Here is a 23,912-nt window from a genome sequence, read left to right as displayed (position 1 = left end):
CTGCATCAGCCAGGTAAACTGGCCCTGAACCTATGCTCAAGGGGTGCTCAACCCGGCCCCGCCCCAGGGCCGAGGAATCACGTGATCCGGGGAAGACGGTGGTGGCGGCGCAGGAGTTCGTAGTAGATCTCCTCGGCGCGCCGCGCCATGGCCCCCATGGTGAACAGCCCGCTGACCCGCTCGCGGGCGGCGGCGCCGAGGCGTGCGGCGCGTGCCGGATCCAGCAACAGGCTGGCGATGCTATCGGCCAGCGCCCAGCTATCGCCGGGCGTCACCAGCAGGCCGGTCTCGCCATCTACGATGACTTCATCAATGCCCGAGCAGTCGCTGGCGACCGCCGCCTTGCCCAGGAACCCGGCCTCGATCAGTGCGACGCCGAGACCCTCCTTGGCCACCGAGGGCAGCACCACGACATCGAGCCCCACCATGAGTTGCACCGCGTCGGACCGGAAGCCCAGGAAGCGGACCGCGTCCTGCACGCCCATCTGCTCGGCCAGTTCCTCCAACTCCAGGAACGTCTCGCCCTCGCCTACAAACAGACAGACCAGGTTCGGGAAGCGCGCGCGCAGCAGCAGCACGGCCTCCAGCAGATGACGCTGGCCCTTCTTGGGCGCCAGGTGGGCCACAGCGCCGATCACCGGCGTGTCCAGCGGCAGCCCCAACTCGCGGCGCACCTCGTCCCGGCTCTTGAGCCCCTCGAACAGGCGCGAGGGGAGCCCGTTGTAGAGCACGTCCATGCGCTCGGCCGGCACCCGCAGCCGGAGCAGGTGTCTCCGGACGCCCTCACTGCACGTCACGATGCGGTTGGCCAACATGAAGCAGCGGCGCGAGTTGAGCGCATGCACCTCGGCGACGACAGGCACTCCCAACATGCGCCCGGCGACGCTTCCCCACAGGCTGGCGCTGGACAGGTGCGTATGGATCACATCCACCTTCAGGCGGCGGGCCAGCCCCGCCAGGCGGAACGGCGCGACCGGGTTCACCTTGCCGGCGATGGGCATCGAGAAAACTGTGATGCCGATGTCGCGTAGCTCCCGCTCGACGTCCTCGTTGGGCTTGCAGGCCACCCACACCTCGTGGCCGCGCTCGCGCAGCCCCTCGCACAGGTGCACCAGTACGCGTTCCGCGCCATAGAACCGGCGCGCCGTAATGACTTGTAGTACTCTCAGCTTAGGCAGATTCTCAGACACACTCATTCAGCAGTCCAGGTAGGCCATGCCGGAAGGCGCGCAGGGCTTGGCCACGGTGGCTCACCCGGCTCTTCTCGGCAGCAGTCATTTGTGCGAAGGTCCGGTCGCCATACAGGAACACCGGATCGAAACCAAAGCCCTCCGCGCCGCGGGGCTCTTCAGCGATGAAGCCCTCGCAGACGCCCTCCCAGAGGCCGAGCAGTCGCGCGTCATCCGCCAGGGCGACGACGCACACGAAGCGGGCCCGGCGCTGCTCGCCGGTCAGGCCGCTCATCTCCTCCAGCAGCCGTGCAATACGCTCTGCATCGGTCGGCGCGTAGCGGCTGGAATACACACCCGGTCGGTCGCCCAGCGCCGGCACCTGCAGTCCCGAGTCGTCGGCCAGGGCGAAGCAGCGAGCAACCGCCGCCGCGGTCTGGGCCTTGCTCGCGGCGTTCTGGTGGAAGGTGTCATACGGCTCGGGCAGCTCGGGCATGTCCGGCACGGCGCCCAGACCGACGACCTCCAGGGGCAAGTCGGCCAGTAGGAGCGCGATCTCGCGCACCTTGCCCGCATTGCCGGAGGCGACGAGCAGACGGCGCCGGCAGCGGCCCAGCATGTCAGCCTGCCACCTGCGGGGCTGGGCTGGCGTCCGCCAGGTCCTGCAGGGCCCGCTGCAAGCGGCCCTCACAGTCCTGGGCGAGCATCTGCTGCAGGTGCCCGCGCGTCTGCGTGAGCAGGCCCGCGCGCTCCCGGGCCAGTTGCTGCAGGGCCCGCCGCAGGCCCTCGCTGAGCCCGTGCGCCGCCACCCACACCGTCAGCACCTCGCGCTGCACATCCACGTCATGAATCAGGCCCATCAGCTCCTGCAGATCGCTGACGAGGGCGTAGAGCTCGTCGGCCTCGGGCGGCAGGAGCGGCAGGAAGGGCTCCAGGGCGTACTTGAGCCGCTTGACGCGGATGCGCTGCCGATGGAACCGATCGCACTGGTACCGGCCGGTGATGGCGTGCAGGTTGTCCGTGACATCCTGCAGCCGGGAGCCGATGGCCTCCGCCGCGAACTGGGCCACCACGGCCCCGCCGGGTGACGGCTCCTGCTGCTCCAGCTCCGTCATCAGCCGCGCGTACCTGCGGCCAAAGCCGCTCTGCTTCAGTCCGTCCAGGACACTGAGGAGCCGAGCGTGGTGGGACCGCCGCTCCTTGGCGAGGCGCCGCCGCACGGCCTGCAGGTCCGCCAGGCGCGGGTCGTGCTGCAGCATCCGCTTGAAGGCCTGGCGCAGCACGTCCCGGTCACGCACCTCCCCCAGGGCGTCGTTCAGCTCCTCGACCACCGGCAGCAGCTTGCGGCGGGCCTCCCGGCTGAAGGCCGGCCGCAGCATCCGCACGGCCTCGCGCATCCGCTTGGCGGCCACGCGCATGTCGTGAATACCCGAGACCTTGCCGGCCCGGGCCGCACTCTCGTAGTGCATGACCTCCGGCAGCTTGACGCTGAGGGTCAGCGCCGCTGCCTGTCCGAGCGGCATGTCGGGACGGAGGTTGTCAGCGACCCAAGCCTTGGGCAATGTGTCTCGCCTCAGAAACCGTCCACGCCCCAGAAGTTGTACTCGTGCTGCCGCAGGAAACGTCGCAGACTGTCTGTGTCGGCGATCTCCGGGAAACAGCGGCAGCTATCGCCAATGTAGCGCCACAGCCCCTTGTAGACTTCCGGCAAGGTCAGGCCGCCGGCGTGTTCTGCCTGGGCCGCGGCCGTTGGGACTTCCGTGATCTGCCGCAGGTAGCGCACCATGTCGGCAACAAAGCAATGGAAGCGGATGGGCGTGCCCGACCAGCGGCTGAGGATGGCGGCGAAGAGGTGGGCCGGCGCGTCTAGCCAGGCGATCTCGTTGACATGACCGTCCGCCCCGGCGAAATAGCCGATGGGAAAGCCGCCCAACTCCACGAGGTAGTAGGCCGGGGTGCGACCGAAGCGGCTGCGCAGCACGCGCTGCCGCCAGTACGCCTCGGTCCGCACGATGGGGCCGGTCATGGTGCGGTTGAAGCGCTCGTAGATGTTGGCCAGCGTCGCCACGTCCTGCTCGGGGTCGGCGGGCCTGACCTGGGCGTCCGTGGGAGCGTCGCCGCGCAGGCGCAGGTCAGCGATCAACTCGAACGCGGTAACGATGCGCCAACCACTGCCGCCGTACACATCCTCCTTGCCAAACAGGAAGGACCAGTGGTAGTCGTTCTGCTCCATCCACGCGATGGACTCGGCCAGCACCTGCCGCACCAGCCCCCGCCGGCGGTACTCGGGATGAGTGCAGACGCTGCCGATGCACCCGACCTTGGCGATGCGGCCGTCGGCGTAGACATCTCGCGTGTAGTTGGTCACGCTCGCGACGAGGCGGCCGTCCATCACCATGACGCGGGTCTGCTCCGGCCGGTAGTACGGATCGGCCTGCGCTCCCTTCAGCCACCATTCGGGGTCGGCCAGGAAGGTGCGCTCGCCGCTGGCGACGTACTCGTAGTATGACTGGTGGACAAGCCGGCTGTGGTCCGGCAGCTCGGACTCCTTGAGCCCGCGGATCTCGGTGCTCATGACAACTCCGTCTGTGCTGGGTGTGCGCCCTGGCTGCTAGGATAGCACAGGGTGCACTAGGGGATGCAAGGACGAATCTGCGGAGGCACGTGTCCCGCCATGAACGCACCCTCGTCTCCGGCTGTGCCGATCAGGCCGTTGCTGGCCGCGGACGTCCCCGCCTGCGCGCGCCTGTACCAGCGCGCCTACGTGTCTGCCCCCTGCTACGGCGGCGCCTGGGATGAAGCGACCGCCGCGCGGATCATCCACGACGTGCTGCGGCTCTTCCCGCACGAGTGCTTCGTGGCCGAGCGTGATGGCGTCCTGCAGGGGTTCATCCTCTGCAGCAGCCTGGCGGACGTGCGCGCCACCATCGAGGAATTCGCGGTGGCCCCGGAGTGCCAGGCGCAGGGCGTCGGTTCGGCCCTGCTAGACTACGTGCTGGACCACTACCGGCGCCGGGGACTCACCCACATCGAGCTGATCGCCAACCGCCACGCTCCGGCCTATGCCTTCTACCGCAAGCGGGGCTTCGCCGAGAACCGCGACTACCGCCTGCTCGGCCGCGCCGTCTAGGCTCGCCCTCCGGGGCGTGGCTACTGGGGCCGAACCTCCAGGTTGCCCCCGCACGAGGGGCAGGTCCGCCCGGCCTGGCTCACGGGGTACTCATTGCCGCAGTACGGGCATTTCTTGATCATCTTCTCCTGCTTGAGACCGGCGAACACGTAGTGCTCTACGCCGTCCCGCAACTCGATCTTGGCCAGGCCCTTGTCCAGGAGGCGCTGGAGGCCGTCGCGCACGGCGCTATCGGGCAGCCCGGTCTGTCCGGCTAGCGCGCCCACGGTGAGGTCGCCGTTGGAGTCCGCCGCCACGCGGGTGATCTGCTGCTCCACCCCCTCCGGCGACAGCGCCTGCATCGCCTTCAGGCGGGTGGCCGCAAAGCCGATGATCGCGATGCCGAGCACCAGCATGACGAGTCCAGTGCCGGCCCGCCCCGGGGCGATAGCGAAGACCAGCCCCAGGAAGCCCAGCAGCACCCCGAGCAGTAGCAGCACGATAGCAAAGGCCTTCAGGCAGCCCTGGTTCATGTTCCATACTCCTCGCGTGGTAGGGACATTTCGCGGCGAGACGGTCGTTTCCTGCCTGCCGGCCCAGGGCTGCATGCACGTTGGGGTTGAAGGATGTAGGCGAGGATTGTAGAATCGGGCGTGCTCGGGGGCAGTTCTTGCACGCATAGGGATCACGATGGGTATCCGGGTGTTGTGTGCCGACGACCATGAGATCGTGAGGTACGGTCTGTGCCTGCTGCTCGACGGACAGCAGGACATTGACATCGTCGGGCAGGCGGCCAACGCCCCCGAGACACTGGCGCTGCTGGAGAAGCTGAGACCGGACGTGCTGCTGCTGGACCTGTACGTGCCCGGCGCGGCGGGTCTGGGGCTGCTCGAGCAGGTCCGGCGCCTGCACCCGGAGGTGCCGGTGGTCATGATGTCCGGGCAGGCCACCGAGGCCCGCGTGCGCGAGGCGATGCAAGCCGGAGCCATGGCCTTCGTGAACAAGGAGGAGGACGCGGAGGAGCTGGTGCGGGCCATCCGCGCGGCTGTCGCCGGCGAGAAGCACCTCAGCCCGATGCTGGCTCAGCACGCCTACGCGGCCTATGTGGACGGGGTGCCCAGCGCGGAGGAGCGCAAGCTGGACCAGCTCACCGAGCGCGAGGCTGAGATCATCCGCCTGGCGGCCACCGGCCGGACCAGCGCCGACATTGCCAGGCAGCTCTTCATCAGTCGCCGCACGGTCGAGACGCATCGGTCGCGCGCGATGCAGAAGTTGGGGCTACACAACGAGGTGGAGCTGGCGCGGTTCTTCCTGAACCTGGAGTCAGACGACCGCTAGGCGGGGCCGACAGGGAGAGGGGGCGGGCAAAGTGCTGGCAGAAAAAGATGAACAGCCGCATAGCGGCTGCTCATCAATGCCCCCCGGATGACATCTTTCGGTACCCTGCCCAGGTCCGAAACTCGGAAGCCACGGGGGGCTTCCCCCCGCTACCGCACCGCCGTTTCACGCTCATCACAAGTAGTAAACCATAGTGTCGGCTGGCGGCCAATGCGCATTGATGCGTATTCTGTGTACGTAGTTCTACGTATTTCGCCACGGCCACCTTTCCCACAGTCTGCCCCTGGAACACAGCGGCCCGCCGCTCTGGCGGGCCGTCTGATCTCGTGCTGCTGCCCCGTGAGGCTACTGCCGCGCCGGCGGCTTGTGCTGTGACTGGTACTGGCGCAGGTCGCCTTCGCTGGGCGCCGAGCCACCCCCGCTCAGGAACTCCTCCTCCGTGGCCGGCTTCAGCGTCCCCTGCAGGGCAGCCTGCACCGCCGCCGTCAGGTCCTCGTGGGTCCAGTAGAGCCCGGCCGGGGCGCGGAACGCCATCACCTTGGCCGCGCCGTCTACCGGGAACTTCACGATGGAGTGACCGTTGATCTCCAGGGTCATGCACTTGAGGCCCGATTGCTCCCAGCGGGCCGCACCCGCGCCACCATCACCGAAGTCCACTAGCTCTACCTGCACCCCCGGGTACTTGGCGGGCAGCGATTGGAGGAAGTCCACCGTTGCCTGCTGACACCCGCTGCTGACATTGATGTAGGCGAGCACGCGGACCGTGCGAGATGCGGCGGCCGTTCCGCTCCCGCCGCTTGGCGGCCTGCAGCCGACCAGGTGAGCGGCGGCGACCGTCAGGGCCAGACACAGCATGACATGTCTCAGCTTCATCAGCAGCCCTCTATGGCATGAGCAACCAAAGGTAGCAACGTTATATTCTAAGCTGTCGCCTCAGACGCATTCGGTAAGAAATCGGCAAAAGCGTTCACCCGCCCTGCAGGCGCCAGGCGTCATGGCGCGCCCAGGGCGCGGTTGACTATTGCGCCCCGAGTTGCCATCATGCACATATCAACCCAAGCGACACGACCCACGTGGAGGCCCCCCGTGACCGATTCCGTGCGCCTTGCCTTGCCACTCGTCATGATGATCGTCGGGCTCTCCGCCGTGGAGGCGGCGCCGCTCACCCCTGTGCCCATCGCCAATGGCGACTTCAGCCAGGGCGGCCAGGCCAACGGCCTGCCGGTGGGTTGGCAGCAGTACGCCGGCACGGACAAGGCACGGGCCAGCATCGCCCCCCAGGGCAAGGCCGTCATCCTCGACGACCAGGACCCCGCGGCCGAGATCGGCATCACGCAGACCTTTGACGTCAAGCCGGGGCTGGGCTACGAGGTGCGCGTGAAGACGCGCTGCTTCGCCGATCGGCCCGCCGGCGGCGCGTACCTGCAGTTCCGCTTCCTGCCCTCCGGCCAGTTCACCCAGGTGCCGCTCGGCACCGGCGTCACGGCCGACTGGGACGAGGTGACGGCTCAGGGCTTCGCGCCGCCCGGCACGGAGAGGGCCCAGATCTACCTGTACAGCCACCGTGACCCCACGCCGAAAGTGATGGTGAGTGACGTGAGAGTTGTGTCGGGCATTGAGCCGCCGCCGCCCCCGCCCCCACCTCCGCCGCCGCCCGTCCCGCCGGTGTACGACAAGCTCAAGGACATGCACCCGACCATTCCGCTGGTGCAGGACGGCAAGCCCGCCATCGGCATCGTCAGCAATGGCAGCCAGGCCTGCCAGGAGGCCGCACAGGCCATCGCAAGAGAGATCAAGGGGCTGACCGGAGTCGCGGTGCCGATCATCAGGGACACCGACCCCGCTGCCGCGGTGCCCCTCGTCGGCAACCTCATCGTGCTGGGCAATCGCTCGACAAGCAAGACCTCCTGCGGGCTCTACGATACCTACTACAGCCTCATGGACCTGAAGTACCCGGGGCCGGAGGGCTACTCGCTTCGCTCCCTGCACAACCCGTACGGCAACGGCTTCAGCGCCGTTCTCGTCGGCGCGAGCGACGAGGTGGGTCTGGCCGAGGGCGCCAAGGCCCTGACCCGGCTCCTCAAGGCCGCCAGGCCCGCGGGTAAGTCGCTCAGCCTCGGCTGGCTGATGGAGACGAAGCTGGGCAAGGGTCTCCAGTCCCCCACGGGACCGGACCTCAAGAACGGCTACGACACCTGGGAGGCGTCCAAGGGCTATGGCTCCGTCGGCTACTTCGGCTGGAACAGCATCAGCAAGCGCATGGCCATGTACTACATGACCGGCGACCCGTTCCAGGCCCGCGAGGTCATCCGCCTGGCCTTCCCCGACGCCCAGGCCATGAAGGAGATCTCCGAGATTGACGAGGAGCGGATCGAGAACAAGCGCGATCCGCTGGCCGGGCCGTACCACTACAACGCGATGATGCTGATCCTGTTCTGGGACCTCATCGAGGAGAGCCCGGCCTTCACCGACGCCGAGCGGCTGAAGGTCACGAACGCCTTCGCCCGACGCCTGAACCACCCCCAGGACAAGGGGACGTACGGCCTCAACAGCACGCCGGGCGCGGTCGGCTCGCGCCATGGGCAGTGGTCGGCCCTGGCGCTCTACACCCTTGGTCGGTACTTCAACAAGTACTACCCCAGCCCGCTGTGGGCCCACGCCGAGCTGGCCGGGCAGTTGCACTTCCGCTCGCTGCACCAGCACGCCTGGGTGAGCGGCGAGTCGGACAACCTCTTCTGGTACAACACGGGGATGGCGCCGATTTTGACGTACATGATCCTCAGTGGCGACCGCAAGCCGCTGGAGAACGGGGTGCTGCAGCAACTGCTCCGCGGGCAGGAGGCCCTGATCTCCGGCCGCATTCCGGACTGGGCGCTCAGCTCGGCCGCACTGGACTTCCTGAACAAGGCCGCGTATCTGACGGGCGATGGCCGTTGGATCACCTACCGCGAACGCACCGGGATGGACACGAACGTCTTCCGCCTGGGGCAGTCATTCTGGCCGGAGGAGACCATCAAGCCCGCGATGCCGCTGGACCTGGTCGGGAAGTGGACCATCAACCCGATACCCAAGCCCATGTGGCAGGGGCGCGGCACCGGCTTCAAGCTCGACGAGTCCTTCCTCAACGGCAGCTTCCGCAGCGCGCCCGACGCCGGCGGTGACTTCATCCTCCTCGACGGGTATAACGGCGCCTCGCGCAACCCGTATCACACCTACGATGTGCTCGAATACCGTCTCAACGGGCGCACGCTGCTGCAGGGCTACATGAACCAGGTGCTCACCAGCGCCGACGGCATGGTGTCCCCGCAGGTGCCGATGGATGGCGCCCTGCGCTACCGCGACGTCGTGGGCCCCATGGCCACCGCCGTGGGCGAAGTGCCCAACATGCCCTTCTGCGCCTGGCAGCGCACCCTCGTCCACCGCACCGGCAAGTACGGGCTCATCGTGGATGACCTGACCTTCGCAGAAGACAGCCAGAACATGAAGGTCTCGACGCTATGGCAGGTCGTCTCCGGGGCGTGGAATCCCAAGGAGCAGGCGGTGCGGGTGCAGGCCCCCGGCTCGGCGGTCAACCTGCCCGGGTGGGTGCTGTGGCGCGCGCCGGAAGCCAAGTGCACCACCAATCCGCCCACGCCCGAGATGATCGCGTTGCTCGACGGCTACGGCGCGGTCCTCCTGCGTGGTCGCCAGCCGGGGCAGTGGCTGGAGATGCCCTTCACGGTCGCCAACGAGGTCAGCGGCGAGCTGTTCGCCGACACCCTCAGCTACAAAGACCGCGGCGTCGTGCGCTTCAGCCTGGACGGCAAGCCGCTCGGCAAGGACTTCGACGGCTACGCCGATGGCATTGTGGAGAGTCAGACCTCGCTGGGCCAGGTCAAGCTCACTGCGGGGCAGCATGTGCTGCGCGTCGAGGTCATCGGGCCTCATCCCGGCGTGGACCTCATGAACATGGCCTTGCGCGGGCTGAGCCTCAAGACTCCACAGGCCGTCAGCGCCGGCACCGCCTCGTACTTCGAACTGCGCCCCGGCGACGTGCAGGGGACGACAGGCGGCGGGACCATCACGATGAACTGGCAGGGCCCGGTGCACAAGGACGGGCGCCGCACTGCCTTCTATCTGCTGGCGCAGAGCGCCGAAGGCCAGCCGCCGCTGGCGTGCCTGCAGATCGCGCCGAACGCCGCGGCGCTGTCCCTCCCCGCCCCCGGCGTTGCCAGCGTCGGCGAGTTCCAGAAGAACAGGGCCAAGCTGGCCCTCCTCGCGGCCGATCATCTCTACGGCCATGACATGACCTCGGCGGGCCTGCAGGAGGCAGTGCTGCAGGCCGACCAGCCGGTCAACGCGGACTGGGACTTCGCCGGCGGCAAGCTGTGCGTGGTCACGGCCGCCGATACGAAGCTGCAACTGCGCCTCGCGGCCGGGGCGAAGCTGATGGCCGACGGGCAGGCGCTGCCAACGACAACTGCCGACGGCCTGACCACCGTCACGCTGCAGGCCGGCCGGGTCGAGATCACCGGCGCGAAGCCCGCGACGGACAACGCTGCGGCCCTCGCCGCCCTGCTGCAGCAGGGGCAGCAGGCCCGCACGGCCGCCCTGGCCGAGGCCAACCGCCCCGTCACCCCCGAGGGCGCCGCCTGGGCACCCGCGCTGCAGGCCAATGTGGGCGCCAAGGCCTCCTCGATCGTGCAGATGAACAGCTCGCAGGGCCCGCTGCTGGCGATCGCCACGGACAAGGTCATCCATGTGCTCACCCCCGAGGGGCAGCCGGTGCGGCGCTTCGAGACGGACGGCAACATCCGCAACCTGCACTGGTGGGACAAGCCCAAGCTGCTGCTGGCGGGCTGCGTGGATGAGAAGCTCATCGCCTTCGACGAGCTGGGCCAGCGGAAGTGGACCTTCGTGTCGGAGATGGACCCGGCGGTGTTGGAGGCGGCCAAGCAGTACTGGTTCAAGAGCGCCCACCCGGGCATCTATGGCCTCGGCAGCGGCGTCTTCCTCGACGGCCAGGAGCAGTGCTTCCTGGGTAGCGCCTGCACGCTGGAGATCGTGGACGAGCAGGGCAAGCTGGTCAAGCGTCTGCCGGCCTTCTGGGGTGCGGGCAGTCACTTCTGGCTCAACCCCCGCGCCGATGGCAGCACTGATCTGCTCTTCGCCAAGGAGCCGACGGAATCGCACGCGGTGTACGTGCTGAACAACAAGAAGATGGACCTGCACTACTCGTTCCACGGCGTCCCGGCCGGGCATACCTATGTCGGCGGCTGGGCCAACATGAGCCGCGACCACCTGTGCATTGCCGACCTGAACGGCGACGGCAAGAAGGAAGCCGTCTCGGAGATCAACGGCATCTGGAACCGCGTGACGGTGTGGGACGAGGACGGCGCGCCACTATACAACGCGCAGTTCGGCCCGGGCGACCCGATCCCCACCCGCAACCTGCGCGACCTGGATATCATGGACCTCAACGGGGATGGGAAGCAGGAGGTCATCGTGGCGACCTCGGCCGGGCTGCTGGTGGTCCTGGACTGCCAGCTCAAGAAGCTGTGGTCCGTGCGGCTGCCGGTGGCGGCGACGGTGCTGAAGGCGGTCACGAGCCAGGGCGCGCCGGCCCTGATCGTCGGCCTGGAGAACGGGGATGTGCTGCAGCTGGGGGCGCAGGGCAAGACCACGCTGCGGGGCCACGTGGACGGCACCCCGAACCAGATCATGGGCGTGACGGCCGGCGGAAAGCCTCAGGTGGTCATCACGACCGCCAAGGGCATGGTGGCGGGGTTCGCGTACTGAGCCGCCGCCTAGGCACAAGGGGGCGCGCGCCGACGCGACACTAGTCGCTACACTTCTGCGCCGCTATGGCGCTTACGACAAGCGGAGGGTTCCTCATGTCTCGCTGGTGGTTACTGTTGCTGCTGCCGTTGCTGGTCCTGACGCTCTACGGCTGCACCCGTGTGGAGCAGCCGACGCAGCCGCCCGGAGCGGCCGCCGGGCCCGGCCAGGGCGCCGGCACCAAGCTCGTGCTGTTCACCTACACGCCTCCCGATGAGGAGGCCGTCAACCTCGAACTCATCAAGAAGTTCGAGCAGTCGCACCCGAAGATCACCGTGGAGCTGCAGAACGCTCCCGGCGGCAGCCAGCAGGCCATGACGAAGCTGCAGACGATGATCTCGGGGCAGGCCGGACCGGATGTCATGGCCATCCACGGAGCCTTCTTCATCCCCATGGCCGCCAAGGGCGCGCTCCTGGACATCGGCGACCGCGTCAAGCAGGCTGGCGACGAGCAGGACTTCAGCCCGGCCATCCTGGACATCTGCCGCTACGAGGGCAAGCTGTACTCCCTCCCGCGCTACACCTCCGTCTACTCGCTCTTCTACAACAAGACCCTGTTCGACGAAGCCAAAGTGCCCTATCCGGCCAGCGGCAAGTCGTGGACCTGGGATGACTATCTGAAGAGCGCCAAGGCGCTGACCAAGGACACGAGCGGCGACGGCAAGCCGGACCAGTGGGGCTGCGTGATAGACTTCTGGGGCGCGCGCATGTACCCGTGGCTGTGGCAGAACGGCGGCGCGCTGATGAGCGAGGACCGGAGCCAGTGCGTGCTCGACTCCCCCGCGGCCACGGAGGCCGTCCAGTTCCTGTACGACCTGCGCTACAAGCACAAGGTAGCGGCCTCGTCGGACAACGCCGAGCAGAACGCGGCCCTCAACGCCTTCGTACAGGGCCACATCGCCATGTACATGACCGGCCCGTGGGACATCCAACTGCTGCGCCAGACCAAGAACCTGCAGTGGGATGTGGCGCCGCTGCCGCGCAAGCAGGCGCCGGCTACGCTGCTGGGGACCGAAAACTACGGCATCTGGTCGGGCACCAAGCACCCGGACGAGGCCTGGGAGCTGTTCCACTACCTGCTGTCAGCCGAGGCCCAGACGATGATGGCCGACCGGTTGGAGAAGATGCCCTCGCGACTGTCGGTGCTCAACGGCGCCTATGCCCAGACTGAGACCGACTACAACCGCAAGGTCTTCGTGGACGCCCTGAGCTATGCCCGTCAGGCCGAGAACATCCCCGAGTGGTCGCAGGTCAAGGACCTGATCCAGAACCAGCTCGATCTGATCTGGGTGGGCAAGACCACAGTGCAGGCGGGCCTGAAGAAGGCCGCGGCGGATGTGAACGCCATGCTGCAGAAGCTGCGGGGGAAGTAGCCGTAGGAGCGCGGGCTTTCCAGCCCGCGCCTTTGCCGTCCTCACGTACGACCCCGCGGGCTGGAAAGCCCGCGGTCCAAACGGCAGGGCCGGCCACCATGGCCGGCCCTGCCTCGTCCTTCCCCAATGCCCAATGCCCAATCCCCAATCCCCAGCCCCCACCGTCACTGCACCACCACATCTACCGGCCGCGCTTCGGCCTGGCGGTCCGTGTTGTAATACTCGTACACACGGCTCTTGGGCGTCTGGGCGCGGATCGGGTACTTGGCCCGCAGACGGTAGCTGAACTTCAGGACCTGCTGCGGGGTCAGCTTCTCCACATAGCAGATGACCTGCCGGCCTGTGAGCGTGTACTTCTGCAGCGTCTCCTTCTCGATCAGGTTCTCGAAGTCCTCAGCCTGCACCTCGAACCCCGGCGGAATGCCCAGATCCACGATGATCATGCTCGTGGTGGCGGGCAGCTTGTTCGTCACGGTCACATCGGCCGTGACCATGTCATCCTTGGCGAGGGTGGTGCGGTCGTACTTCAGGTCAATGTCGAGCGCCTCGCCGGGGGCCGGCTTGATCTGCGCCCACGGCATGTAGTACTTGCCGACGACCTGATACAGGCTGCTGCCCTTGCCGGTGAACTTGATGCTCACGGTGTTCGCGCCGGGCTTGACGACCGACCGGGCATCCACTTGCCGCAACACGTCGGCGTTGTCAGGCGTCAGCTTGAAGGTGTCCAGCGTCTTGCCGTTGACCTCCACCGCCACCTGGGCGTCCACCTGGGCCGTCGCGCCCTTCTGGGCAGCCATCAGGGCGCGCAGGGCCAGCGTCGTCGCCTGGGTGGAGTACCAGGTGCCCTGCGGGTCCTTCTTGGCGATGAGGTAGTTGAGGACCTCAGTGGCCTCACCGCTGCGGGCGGCGGCGATGAGCGCCAGGGCCGCCATGCCGGTGGCCTCCAGGTCTGCGCTCTGGCCGCTGCTGTGCGTGATGCCGGTCATCTTGCTCTCCCACCACATCTGCCCCTTCTCGCGCTTGGCCATGCCGATGAGCCGGTCCAAGGCCCTGTTGGTGACGCTGGTCGTCTCGCCGCGCGCATCGCTCCGCGATGCGCCGCCGAGCACGAGGTCGCCCTGCACCAGGGCGTTGGCGACCATGGCCAGCACGTAGGGGTCCTGCGCTTCGTCGGCGTGTTGTCGCAGCCAGCCATCGGCCTTCTTCACGCCCTCGAGTTTGCAGCCGCTATAGGCCAGCGCCCAGTTGAGGTACGCGGTCGGCGGGAGCGCGCTGTTCTGGATGCGGCCCCAGGCCTCCTGGTGCAGGTACTGCTTGTCCGCCTGCCAGGAACCGTCGGCCTGCTGCTGGGAGAGCAGCCATTGCTGGGTGCGGGCGATCAGGTTCGGGTCCACCTCGTGCACGCGCGCCATGTCCGAGAACTCCATCACGCCGAAGGCGGTCAGGACCTTGTTCGCCGGCGCGTCACCGAACCATGAGAACCCGCCGCCCTTGACCTCGAACGACACCAGCCGCTGGTAGCCCGTGTTGATGAAGCCCTCGGCCTTCATGCGGATCTCGGGGCTGATCTTGTTGACGGACTTCATGTAGTCGAGCACCAGCACATTCGGATACGTGCTCGACGAGGTCTGTTCGAAGCAGCCACAGGGCATCCGCAGGATGCTATCGAGACCCTCGACCACCTGCGAGAAGATGCCGGGGTAGACCTTGACCAGGATGTTGCTGGCGTCGGCGACGGCCCCCTCCGGGATCGTGACGGTCTGGCTGACGGGCTCGCCGGCGCCGATCCGTCCGCTCTTGCTCTCTTCCATCAGCTTGCCGTTGGGCTCGACGTCGGCCACGCGCTCGATGGCATCGCTCATGCGGCTGCCAGTGCCGTGCACGAGGATCTTGCCGCTGCCCAGCTTCTTGGCCGTGATGGTGAAGTAGCGCACATCCACGTCATTGGCCGCGATCTCCAACTCGTGCTTGTCCGGGCCGGTCAGCTCGAACCAGTCGGCCTTCGTCAGCTCCAGACGCACCTTCTGCGCCTGCGGCAGGTAGTTGTAGACCGCCACGGGGATGGACACGCGGTCGCCCTGGGTGAGCGACACGGGCAGGTCAATGTCAATGAAGAAGTCCTGGAAGCAGCGCAGGTTGCCGGTCGTGGAGCCGAGGCTGCCGTTGACCGTGTTGGCCAGCGCGGTGAGGCGCCAGGAGGTGATGGAGTCGGCCATGGGGACCTTGAGGGTCGCCTGGCCGCGCTGGTCGGTGATGAGCGCCGGCTCGACCAGGAGCGTCTCGGGGAAGAACTGCCGCACCCGCACGGGCTTCTCGGCCGCCGTCGCCGCCGGCGCCCCCGCCCCGCCCATGCCCGCTTCGCCGCGGGCGCCCTTGGCGAAGCCGGGGGCCGCGGCCACCATCGGCACCGGCATGGCGCCGTCCATGGCCATCCCCCGCAGCACCCGCCCACCACCCGCCGCGGCGTCCTCCAGCGAGGAGAACCAGGTCCAACTCCAAGCGGTCGAGAGGAACATGTCGTCCTCGGTGTCCTTCGCCTTGTCCGGACCCCATGACCACAGGATCACGCCATAGAGCACCTTGGCCTCGGGGTCCATGGGCTTGATGCCAAAGGGGGTGCCCCACACGTCCAGCAGGTCGTCATTGGTCAGCAGCTTCGCGGCCACGAGCGGGGCCAGGCCGTCCTTGGGCGTGAGTTCATGCCTGCCGCCCTCACGGCCGTTGTACTGCTGGATGGCCTGCTGGATCTTCTGCGCCTTCGGCTGCAGTTGCTCGAGCCACTTCTGTTTGGCCTCGTTGAGCCGCGTGGTGTAGGTGTCGGCGCTGAACATCGGAGTGTCGGGCGCCTTGACCGAGGCGAACATGACCCGGGCCGCCTGCTGCTTGCGCGGGTCGCGCTCGACCGGGATCGGCTCTGCATCCGGCTTCAGCGCGATGAGCGCGGGCATCCCCAGCCCGTGGATCTCGTAGCGCGGCTTGGCGAGCTCTTGCTCCAGGTAGAAGTAGACCTTTTCCAGGCCCGGCTGCATCTCCTGGATGGCGAAGAGGCTTTCATCCACGACGTTCACACCCAGCGCCGCGGCGACCGGCCGCCCCTCGGCATCGGTCACGCTGAAGCTGATCTGGGCGATGTTGTCGGGGCCGGGCCGATAGGTGTCGTGGTCGGTCTTGATCCCGATGTTCAGGTCCTTGGCCGGGTTCACGAATAGCGGCCGGGTGGCGCGGATGGTGTCGCCGCTCGGGGCGATGCGGTAGGCCGAGAGCCAGATGCTGCCGCCCAGGTCCGGGGTCAGCGGTACGCGCACCCGCGCCTGGCCGTTCTCCAGCTCCGCCGCGAGCGTCAGCATCGTCTGGCGGTCCTTGAGGACATCGAAGTACACCGCGCCTCGGCCCCCCTTCGTGTACGCGGTGGCCTCGATGGCGTCACCGACACGGGAGAGCACCTTGTCGGTGCGGAGCAGCAGCGCATTCTCCGCGCTGCCGCTCCCGACGGGCACGGTCAGCGCCTGCTCGGCCTGCGAGCCGTCAGCAGCGGCCGCGGCCAGCTTCAGCGCCCAGGGCTGCGTCGGCCCGTCGCCCTCAACGCGCCAGGCGCGCTGTTCGACTGCGAAGGGCATGCGCCCCCGGCCGAAGCGGGCGTTGGGTGTAGGGCCCGCGCCACCGGCGGCGGCCTCGGGAATGACGTGCAGCTCCGCGATGCCCAGGTCATCGGTCGTCATCTCGGCCGCCGAGACCGCCTGCACCTTGGGCCCGCCCTCGACCGGCACGTATCGCACTCTGGCCTTCACCGGCTCGCCAGTCGGGCGCGTCACGAGCACGTAGATGATGTTCTCCACGCCGGGCACGAGCGTGCCGCTTTCCGGCACGGCCTTGATCTCCAGCGGCGCGGCGGCGACACGGGAACTGACGACGGCCCGTTCAGTGTGCTCGGCCTGGTCGCTGACTTCGGCCTCGAACTGCAGGAAGGCCTTGCCCTGCTCCAGGGGCTGGCCCACGAAGCTGGCCGGCAGCCGTACCTCGAACGGCCACGTCCCCTTGGCGTCGGTCGTGCCGGTCAGGTTGGCAATGTCCTTGAAGGCCACGTCGAAGGTCTTGATGGCCAACTTGACCTGCCCCTCCGTGACGGGTTTGCCGAAGAAGTAGTCGCACTGGACGGTGCCCCTCGCGGTCTCACCGGGCAGGTAGTAGGCCTTGTCGGGGGTGAGGGTGACCTTGAACTTGGGCAGCACGTAGCGCTTGACGGTGATGCTCTTCTCGGCGCGCTCGTCGCCGACCAGCGCCACCACGCGGTAGTCGCCCAGGTTGATCTCATCCGCCAACTGGAACTCCGCGAAGGCGACGCCGAAGTCATTGCAGGCGGTCTTGTGCTTGAAGACCTTGTTGCCGCGCGGGTCGCTCACCTCGAAGACCACGGGCGCGCCGTCCAGCGCCTTCATCGAGGGCCGGCGCAGCGCCAGGGCCCGCATGTGGATCATCTGCGCGGGTTTGTACAGCGGCTTGTCGGTCGTGAGCAGCACCTGGTTGGCGACCCGCAGGGCCACCCGCTGGCGCGTCTCCTCGCGGTGGTCCCCGTAGCGGGCGCGGATGAGCAGGTCGTACTGTCCCGTCTCGGCCGCGGGCACCTCGAAGCCGGCGTCTACCACACCGCTCGCGTCCGCACGGTTGCTCACGAGCAGTTCGCCGGTGGCGGCGTCGGGCTTGGTCAGGCGTACGGTCACGAGCGCGCCCTGGGCGGACCGGCGCGCCCGATGGTCAGTGACGACGATGCGGAGCGCGGCGGTGCTGTCTACCAGTAGCTCGCGGGGGCCGACAACATACAGCCCCAGCGGCGACAGGTCCGCGGCGTCCGCGGGCAGCGTGGCTGCCAGCAGCAGCCCGCCGACGGTCAGGGCGATGACGATCACCACGAACACGTTCTGCCAGAGACTGTGGGTGAGGGGATCGAGTGACATGCTGGACCTCCCGGTCAGGCGCTTGTAGCCTGGTGCACTGTCATATTGGTGTGCCGCCCGGCGCCAGTTCTTCCCCGCTGTCAGGGTCTACATGCGCTACATAATGCTCCCTCACCTGCGTCAGGAGGGGGGCCTGTGCCGAGGGAGGGATCGGCTCGCCCCTGTCGAATAGGTGAAGCTACCACATGAGCGAGATAGGAGCCGAACAGTGGGACTTCGCGAAGCCATTGACAGCGGGCAGTTCATCATCACCGGGGAAGTGGCGCCGCCCAAGGGGTGCCACCTGGAGCACATGGTGGAGGAGGCCGAGTTCTACCGGGGCCGGGCGCACGCCATCAACGTGACGGACATCCAGTCGGCCGTGATGCGCGCCTCGAGCCTCGTCGGGTGCGTCAAGCTGCAGGAGGCCGGGCTGTCGCCGGTACTGCAGATGGTCTGCCGCGACCGCAACCGCCTGGCGCTGCAAAGCGACCTGCTCTCCGCAGCCGCCCTGGGCGTCACCGAGGTGCTGTGCCTGACGGGTGACTACACCACCCTTGGCGACCACCCGCAGGCCAGGCCGGTATTCGACTATGACTCGGTGCAGTTGCTGAAGGCCGCCAGCCGTCTGATGGAGGGCAAGGACTCGGCGTACTACCCGGACCGCAAGAACCCCGATCAGATGGTGGACGGCGAGGCCCTCGACGGCGACCCGCCCGTCTTCACGCTCGGCTGCGTCGTCAACCCCGGGGCTGACCCGCTAGAGCCGCAGATCATGAAGCTGCGCAAGAAGATTGACGCCGGGGCGCAGTTCTGCCAGACCCAGGCGGTCTACGACGCGGCGGTCTTCGAGAGCTTCATGGAGCGACTGGGCGACTGCCCGATCCCCATCCTCGCCGGCGTCGTGGTGCTCAAGACGCCGATGATGGGCAAGTACATGAACGCCAACGTGGCGGGCGTGACGGTACCGGACTGGATGATCGAGGCCCTGGCGGACAAGGAGACCCGCGTGCCCAAGAGCATCGAGATGCACGCGAAGCTGGTGGCGGAGTTGAAGCCGCTGTGCCAGGGCATCCACATGATGCCGCTGGGCTGGGACAAGCACGTCCCGGCGATCCTGGACGGGGCGGGGATTGGACCGGTGGGGGGATAGGGTCAGATGGCGAAGCTTGAGACCCAGGCCGAGTACCAGCTTGCCTCCCAGCAGCAGCTCAGGGATGCGGCGGAACTGCTGCAGCCGCCGTCGCTGGATCCTGGCGGCGCCGATGCGATGACACGGCACCTAGTCGGGGCAATGTACCTCGCGGGCTACGCGGTGGAGTGCGGGCTGAAGGAGTTCCTGCTCAGGAGGTTCGGCCCCCTGGTGACACCGGCTCCCGGTACGGGCGTCACGTTCGACCAGATCCAGCCGCATGTGGACGCCGCGCTGGGAAAGAAGCTGAAGGACCTGCACTCGCTCACCGACCTGTGGAACGCAACTGGGTTGAGCATGCGAAGCACCACCATGACCGCCAATCTGGGTGCGTGCGCCATCTGGCGGGTTGACTGGCGGTACCGCCCGCCCGCCAACCGCGCGCGGGTAGATGCTGAGCAACTGGTGAACGCCGCATCCGATCTGGTCACGTGGATGGGCAATCAGAGCCCGTAAGGAGGCCGCACCATGAGCCAGACGGCTCTCGACTATGAGGAACTGGTGGAAGTAGTGAAAGGCATTGTGCGGCAGGCTCTGCACGACCCCGAGGCCACCATTAGGGTCACCCGGGTACCTCGTGACCGAGCGGAGTTCGTGGTGATATCGGATGCCTTTGAGGACCTCACACAGAAGGAGCGACAGGACATGCTCTGGGACCCGATCAGGGCCGCACTGGGGCCGGACGCTCAGCGCATCGCCCTGATCCTGCCCCGTACCTGGGACGACGTGAGGTAGTCCAAACGCTGACAGGAGTTGAGCCTGGAACATGACTGCCACCGAGCAGAAGACGCGCGAAGAGATACTCGACCTGCTGAAGGAAGATGACGCCATCTTCATCGTCGGCTGTGGCGACTGCGCCACGCTGTGCCAGACCGGCGGCGAAGTGGAAGTGGCGGAGATGACGCAGTTCCTGCAGGAGCACGGCAAGACCGTCACCGGCAGTGTCATCCCCGATTCGACGTGCCAGGTGCTGGACCTGGGCCGCCTCCTGCGCCAGAACAAGGCGGCCGTGCAGGCCGCCGATGCCGTGCTGGTGCTCTCCTGCGGGGCCGGCGTGCAGGCCGCCACCGAGAACGTGAAGGACAAGCCGGTCTACCCGGGCTGCAACTCGCTCTTCATTGCCGACACGACCCGCCTGGGCCAGCTCCACGAGTGGTGCAGCACCTGCGGCGAGTGCGTCATCGCTGACTACGGCGGTATCTGCCCCGTCACTCGCTGCCCCAAGGGCCAGCTCAACGGCCCCTGCGGCGGCACCGACAAGGGCAAGTGCGAGGTGGACTCCGAGCAGGACTGTGTCTGGACGCTGATCTACCAGCGGTTCGACAAGGTGCCCGGCAAGGAGAAGCTGGAGGCCAGCTTCGCGGGGGCCAAGAACTACCAGAAGACGAAGCGGCCCGGCAAGCGCGTCTTCGAGCCGCGCCGCGGAAAGTAGTCCGTCGCACCCGGAAGCCCCTCCCGGCGGACGCGGGCGTCCGAGTGGAGGGGCTTTTCGTCTCTGCCAACACGTCTGCGAGGTGCCCGGATGCGTGCCCTGACTGTCGTGTTGCTCGCCTTGGTCGTCGCCAGCGCCAGCCACGCCGCCGAGACGGTTCTGTACGTCTCGCCTACGGGCAATGACGCCTGGTCGGGAACGCGGGCGGAGCCGAAGGGGCCGGACGGGCCCTTCGCGACCCTGGCTCGCGCGCGGGACGAGGCCCGGAAGCTCAAAGCCGCCGGACCCGTCAAGATCGTGCTGCGCGGCGGGCGCTACCTGCTGACCGAGACACTGGCCCTCACCGCCGAGGATGCGGGCACGGCTGAGGCCCCGATTACCTACGTCGCCTTCAGGGGCGAGAAGCCCCTCCTGGCCGGATGCCGCGCTGTCACCGGCTTCCAGCCCTGGAAGGGCCAGGTCATGGTGGCCGACCTGAAGGGCACGCCGCTGGAGCAGGTGCGCTTCCGCCAGCTCTTCTGCAACGGCGAGCGGCAGGTTCTGGCGCGCTGCCCCAACTTCGACCCGAAGGACCCGCACGGCGGCGAGTGGGGCTACGTCGCCGCCGTGGATGGCGATGGCATCAAGGATCGCTTCCACTACGTGGAGGGTGTGGAGAAGAGCTGGACCCACGTCGAGCGCGCCGAGGTCGGCATCCACCCGTACTTCGACTGGGCCTGGAACGTCGTCCCGGTCAAGGCCGTGGACCGCGACGACAGGCAGATCATCGTCAAGGGCAACGTCTCCTACGACCTGCACGTCGGCGACCGCTACTTCGTCCAGAACCTGCTGGAGGAACTCGACGCGCCCGGCGAGTGGTATCTCGACCCGGACCAGAGCCGCCTGTACTTCTGGCCGCCGAGCGACGTGGCGAAGGCCGAGGTGCTCGCCCCGGTCGTGGGCGATCTCATCAAGCTCGACGGCGCCTCGTACACGACGCTGCGGGGGCTCACCATCGAGGGGTGCGACGGCACGGGCGTCGTCGTCGCCAACTGCGAGCGTAGCCTGATCGCCCAGAGCATCGTCCGCAATACGGGGGGCTGGGGCCTCAGCATCAGCGGGGGGCACGACTCGGGCGCGAAGGGGAATGACGTCTACGCCACCGGCGCGGGGGGCATCGCGCTGACCGGCGGCGATCGCAAGACGCTGGAGCCGGGCCGCAACTTCGCCGACAACAACGTCGTCCACCACATCGCCGTCTTCGCCAAGACCTACAACACCGGGATCAACGTCAGTGGCGTGGGCAACGTCGCCAGCCACAACCTCATCCACGACACGTACCATGCCGGCATGACGCTCAGCGGCAACGAGAACGTGGTCGAGTACAATCTCGTCCACCACACGAACCTTGGCTCAGCGGACACGGGCGGCATCTACTACTGCTCGCGCGACTTCACCATGCGCGGCAACAAGATCCAGTTCAACATCTTCCACCACTGCGGGGGCTTCGGCAAAGACAACTCGTGGGCGCCGGTGCAGAACGGCAAGATCAGCTTCAGCTACCCGCACTTCACCTGGGGTATCTATCTGGACGATCCGACCAGCGGCACGCTGGTGTACGGCAACATCCTGTGGTCGGTGCCCATGTGCGGGCTGCACAACCACGGCGGGCGGGACAACACCTGGGAGAACAACATCGTCGTGGACGCCCCGGCGCTCAACGCCGGGATGCTGTGGGATGGCTGGGAATGCTACCCCGACATCGTCAAGAAGCTCCAGGCCGTGCAGACGGAGGGTTCGCCCTATCTGAAGCTCTACCCCGAGCTGGCGCACTATGACATCCAGCACCCCTCCGGCATGACCGGGATGAAGGTGCTGCGCAATATCTTTGCCTACACCGCCGAGGGCAGCAGGTGGCTGCGCGAGAAGAGCAGCGCGAGCTGGCAGGGCGGGCAGTTGCTGTACTCGTACAGCACCGACCGGGAGGCCTTCGGGCAGTGCCAGTTTGACGGCAATGTCATCCAGCCGCCGCCGGGCGTCGAGATGAAGATCAGCCTGCGCCGCGCGCCCGACGCCGGCAAGCTGCTGTCGTGGGATGAGTGGCGGGCCACCGGCATGGACCAGACCTCCGTCGTGGCTGACCCGCTGTTCGCGGACCCGGCCCAGCACAACTATGCTCTCAAGCCCGGCTCCCCGGCGCTGAAGCTGGGCTTCAAGCCCATCCCGCAGGACAAGATCGGCCCCTACCAGGACGAGCTGCGGGCCTCGTGGCCGATCGTGGAGGCCCCCGGCGCCAGCGCCCTCGGTGAGTTCACCACCCAGCGCTTCTTCAAGCTTCCCGGCTACGAGCCCGTCCGGGCCGAGGAGTTCGTGCCGCGCGATGGCGCCCCCAACTTCTTCGCCAAGCTCGCCGCCGGCAAGTCGGTCAAGGTCGCGTACTTCGGCGGCGGCATCCACTACGCCGATGGCTGGCGCGCCAAGGTGCTCAAGTGGCTGCGCGAGCATAACCCCAACTCCGAGATCAGCGAGATTGACGCCTCGATCTGCGACTGCTCCCGCGGGTCAGGCTTCAGTGTGTGGCGCTTCGAGCAGGCGGTGCTGAGCCAGCAGCCGGACCTCGTCCTCGTGGACTTCGCCTCCGACGACCAGACCACCAATGTGGACGCCATCTGGGCCGCTGTCGAGGGCGTTGTGCGCCAGGCCCGCAAGGCCGCCCCGGGGCTTGATGTGGTGTTCGTCTACGCCTTCCGCGCCGGCGATGAGGCGGCGCTCGCCGAGGGCAATGACCCGACACACATCTCCGCCTATGAGAAGCTGGCGGCCCGCTACGGCATTCCGGGGATCAACATGGCCTACCGCGTGGCGCAGTGGGCGCGGGAGGATCGGCTCATCATCAAGGCGCCCCCCGAGCAGGCCAAGGACCCGCAGGGCAAGATTGTCTTCTCCACCGACGGCGTGCGGCCCAGTGCGGCGGCCAACGACTTGTACGCCCAGGTCATCACCCAGGCGCTCGACCAACTCAGCAAGAACGCCACGGCGAAGGACCATCCTCTCCCCACACCGCTGTACCGGGGGGCCATGGAGAACGCCCGCCTGGTCCCCATCAACCCGCAGATGCTGGAGGGCAAGTGGGAGCAGCTCCCGCCGGACAACATCGGGGGGCGGGGCTTCGCCAACCACTTCCGTGAGGTGTGGTTCACCAACACCCCCGGGGCGAAGCTGACCTTCCGCTTCCGCGGCACGGAGGTCGGGGCGTTCAACCTGATGGGCCCCGACACCGGCATCGCGCGGGTCAGCGTGGACGGCAAGGTGTCGGGCACGCGCCAGCAGGTAGACCCGTGGTCCTACTACCAGCGGCTCTCGGCGCTGACCTTCTGGTCGGGCCCTGCCGGGGAGCACACGGTGACCGTCGAGCTGCTGCCGGACATACCCGACCGCAGTGTCCCCCTGGCCGAGGCCAAGAAGGTGAACCGCTACCGGGAGACGGACTTCGACGGCGTGGCGCTGCGGTTCGGGTGGCTGCGGGTGAACGGGGAGGTACTGCCGTAGGCGGGCATGAACTGAGCAGGCTG

16 protein-coding genes are annotated in these 23,912 nt (G+C 67.5%); 9 read left to right on the top strand and 7 right to left on the bottom strand.

Annotated elements, in window-relative coordinates:
• Nucleotides 1–77 precede the first annotated feature (77 nt).
• Genes LLH23_18090 through LLH23_18075 form a run of 4 tightly spaced genes read right to left on the bottom strand, consistent with a single transcriptional unit; the run spans nt 78 to nt 3,744 of the window.
• Nucleotides 78–1,196 carry a glycosyltransferase gene (locus LLH23_18090; protein ID MCE5240380.1) on the bottom strand — a complete coding sequence of 373 codons (1,119 nt, stop codon included), beginning with the start codon at nt 1,194–1,196 and terminating at the stop codon, nt 78–80.
• A complete protein-coding gene (gene rdgB / locus LLH23_18085) occupies nt 1,183–1,788 on the bottom strand; it encodes an RdgB/HAM1 family non-canonical purine NTP pyrophosphatase (protein ID MCE5240379.1) in 606 nt (201 codons plus the stop codon). The genes LLH23_18090 and rdgB overlap by 14 nt, the downstream gene beginning before the upstream one ends.
• 1 nt (nt 1,789) lies before the next feature.
• Entirely contained in the window at nt 1,790–2,731 is a 942-nt protein-coding gene (locus tag LLH23_18080; GenBank protein ID MCE5240378.1) for a CHAD domain-containing protein, read from the bottom strand.
• Between the two features lie 11 nt (nt 2,732–2,742).
• Nucleotides 2,743–3,744: a GNAT family N-acetyltransferase gene (locus LLH23_18075; GenBank protein ID MCE5240377.1), complete on the bottom strand. Its 1,002-nt coding sequence runs from the start codon at nt 3,742–3,744 to the stop codon at nt 2,743–2,745.
• A gap of 99 nt (nt 3,745–3,843) precedes the next feature.
• Here LLH23_18075 and LLH23_18070 point away from each other — a divergent pair, with 99 nt between their 5' ends.
• A complete protein-coding gene (locus LLH23_18070; GenBank protein ID MCE5240376.1) occupies nt 3,844–4,299 on the top strand; it encodes a GNAT family N-acetyltransferase in 456 nt (151 codons plus the stop codon).
• A 20-nt stretch (nt 4,300–4,319) separates the two neighbouring features.
• On the opposite strand, the gene LLH23_18065 is transcribed toward LLH23_18070, so the two are convergent.
• The gene (locus tag LLH23_18065; GenBank protein MCE5240375.1) at nt 4,320–4,811 is read right to left on the bottom strand and encodes a hypothetical protein; all 492 of its coding nucleotides are present in this window, start codon (nt 4,809–4,811) and stop codon (nt 4,320–4,322) included.
• 157 nt (nt 4,812–4,968) lie between these two features.
• Between LLH23_18065 and LLH23_18060 the strand changes: the two genes are divergently transcribed.
• On the top strand, nt 4,969–5,616 hold the full coding sequence (locus LLH23_18060; GenBank protein ID MCE5240374.1) for a response regulator transcription factor: 648 nt from the start codon (nt 4,969–4,971) through the stop codon (nt 5,614–5,616).
• A 345-nt stretch (nt 5,617–5,961) separates the two neighbouring features.
• Here LLH23_18060 and LLH23_18055 read toward each other — a convergent pair whose 3' ends face one another.
• A complete protein-coding gene (locus LLH23_18055; protein ID MCE5240373.1) occupies nt 5,962–6,489 on the bottom strand; it encodes a hypothetical protein in 528 nt (175 codons plus the stop codon).
• Between the two features lie 213 nt (nt 6,490–6,702).
• Between LLH23_18055 and LLH23_18050 the strand changes: the two genes are divergently transcribed.
• Nucleotides 6,703–11,394 carry a hypothetical protein gene (locus tag LLH23_18050; protein ID MCE5240372.1) on the top strand — a complete coding sequence of 1,564 codons (4,692 nt, stop codon included), beginning with the start codon at nt 6,703–6,705 and terminating at the stop codon, nt 11,392–11,394.
• A 95-nt stretch (nt 11,395–11,489) separates the two neighbouring features.
• Entirely contained in the window at nt 11,490–12,806 is a 1,317-nt protein-coding gene (locus LLH23_18045; protein MCE5240371.1) for a sugar ABC transporter substrate-binding protein, read from the top strand.
• A gap of 164 nt (nt 12,807–12,970) precedes the next feature.
• Here LLH23_18045 and LLH23_18040 read toward each other — a convergent pair whose 3' ends face one another.
• A complete protein-coding gene (locus LLH23_18040; protein ID MCE5240370.1) occupies nt 12,971–17,758 on the bottom strand; it encodes a hypothetical protein in 4,788 nt (1,595 codons plus the stop codon).
• A 208-nt stretch (nt 17,759–17,966) separates the two neighbouring features.
• On the opposite strand from LLH23_18040, the gene LLH23_18035 reads away from it, so the two are divergent.
• The 5 genes from LLH23_18035 (at nt 17,967) to LLH23_18015 (ending at nt 23,889) form a co-directional block, all read left to right on the top strand.
• On the top strand, nt 17,967–18,890 hold the full coding sequence (locus LLH23_18035; GenBank protein ID MCE5240369.1) for a methylenetetrahydrofolate reductase: 924 nt from the start codon (nt 17,967–17,969) through the stop codon (nt 18,888–18,890).
• Nucleotides 18,891–18,896: 6 nt separating this feature from the next.
• On the top strand, nt 18,897–19,385 hold the full coding sequence (locus LLH23_18030; protein ID MCE5240368.1) for a hypothetical protein: 489 nt from the start codon (nt 18,897–18,899) through the stop codon (nt 19,383–19,385).
• A 12-nt stretch (nt 19,386–19,397) separates the two neighbouring features.
• Nucleotides 19,398–19,664: a hypothetical protein gene (locus tag LLH23_18025; GenBank protein MCE5240367.1), complete on the top strand. Its 267-nt coding sequence runs from the start codon at nt 19,398–19,400 to the stop codon at nt 19,662–19,664.
• 31 nt (nt 19,665–19,695) lie between these two features.
• Nucleotides 19,696–20,361, top strand: coding sequence for a methylenetetrahydrofolate reductase C-terminal domain-containing protein (locus tag LLH23_18020; GenBank protein MCE5240366.1), 666 nt, complete (start codon nt 19,696–19,698; stop codon nt 20,359–20,361).
• Between the two features lie 90 nt (nt 20,362–20,451).
• Nucleotides 20,452–23,889 carry a right-handed parallel beta-helix repeat-containing protein gene (locus LLH23_18015; GenBank protein ID MCE5240365.1) on the top strand — a complete coding sequence of 1,146 codons (3,438 nt, stop codon included), beginning with the start codon at nt 20,452–20,454 and terminating at the stop codon, nt 23,887–23,889.
• Nucleotides 23,890–23,912 lie beyond the last annotated feature (23 nt).

The organism is bacterium (assembly GCA_021372615.1).
Taxonomy (GTDB): Bacteria; Armatimonadota; Zipacnadia; order Zipacnadales; family UBA11051; genus JAJFUB01.
This window is presented reverse-complemented; position numbering and strand designations above follow the sequence as displayed.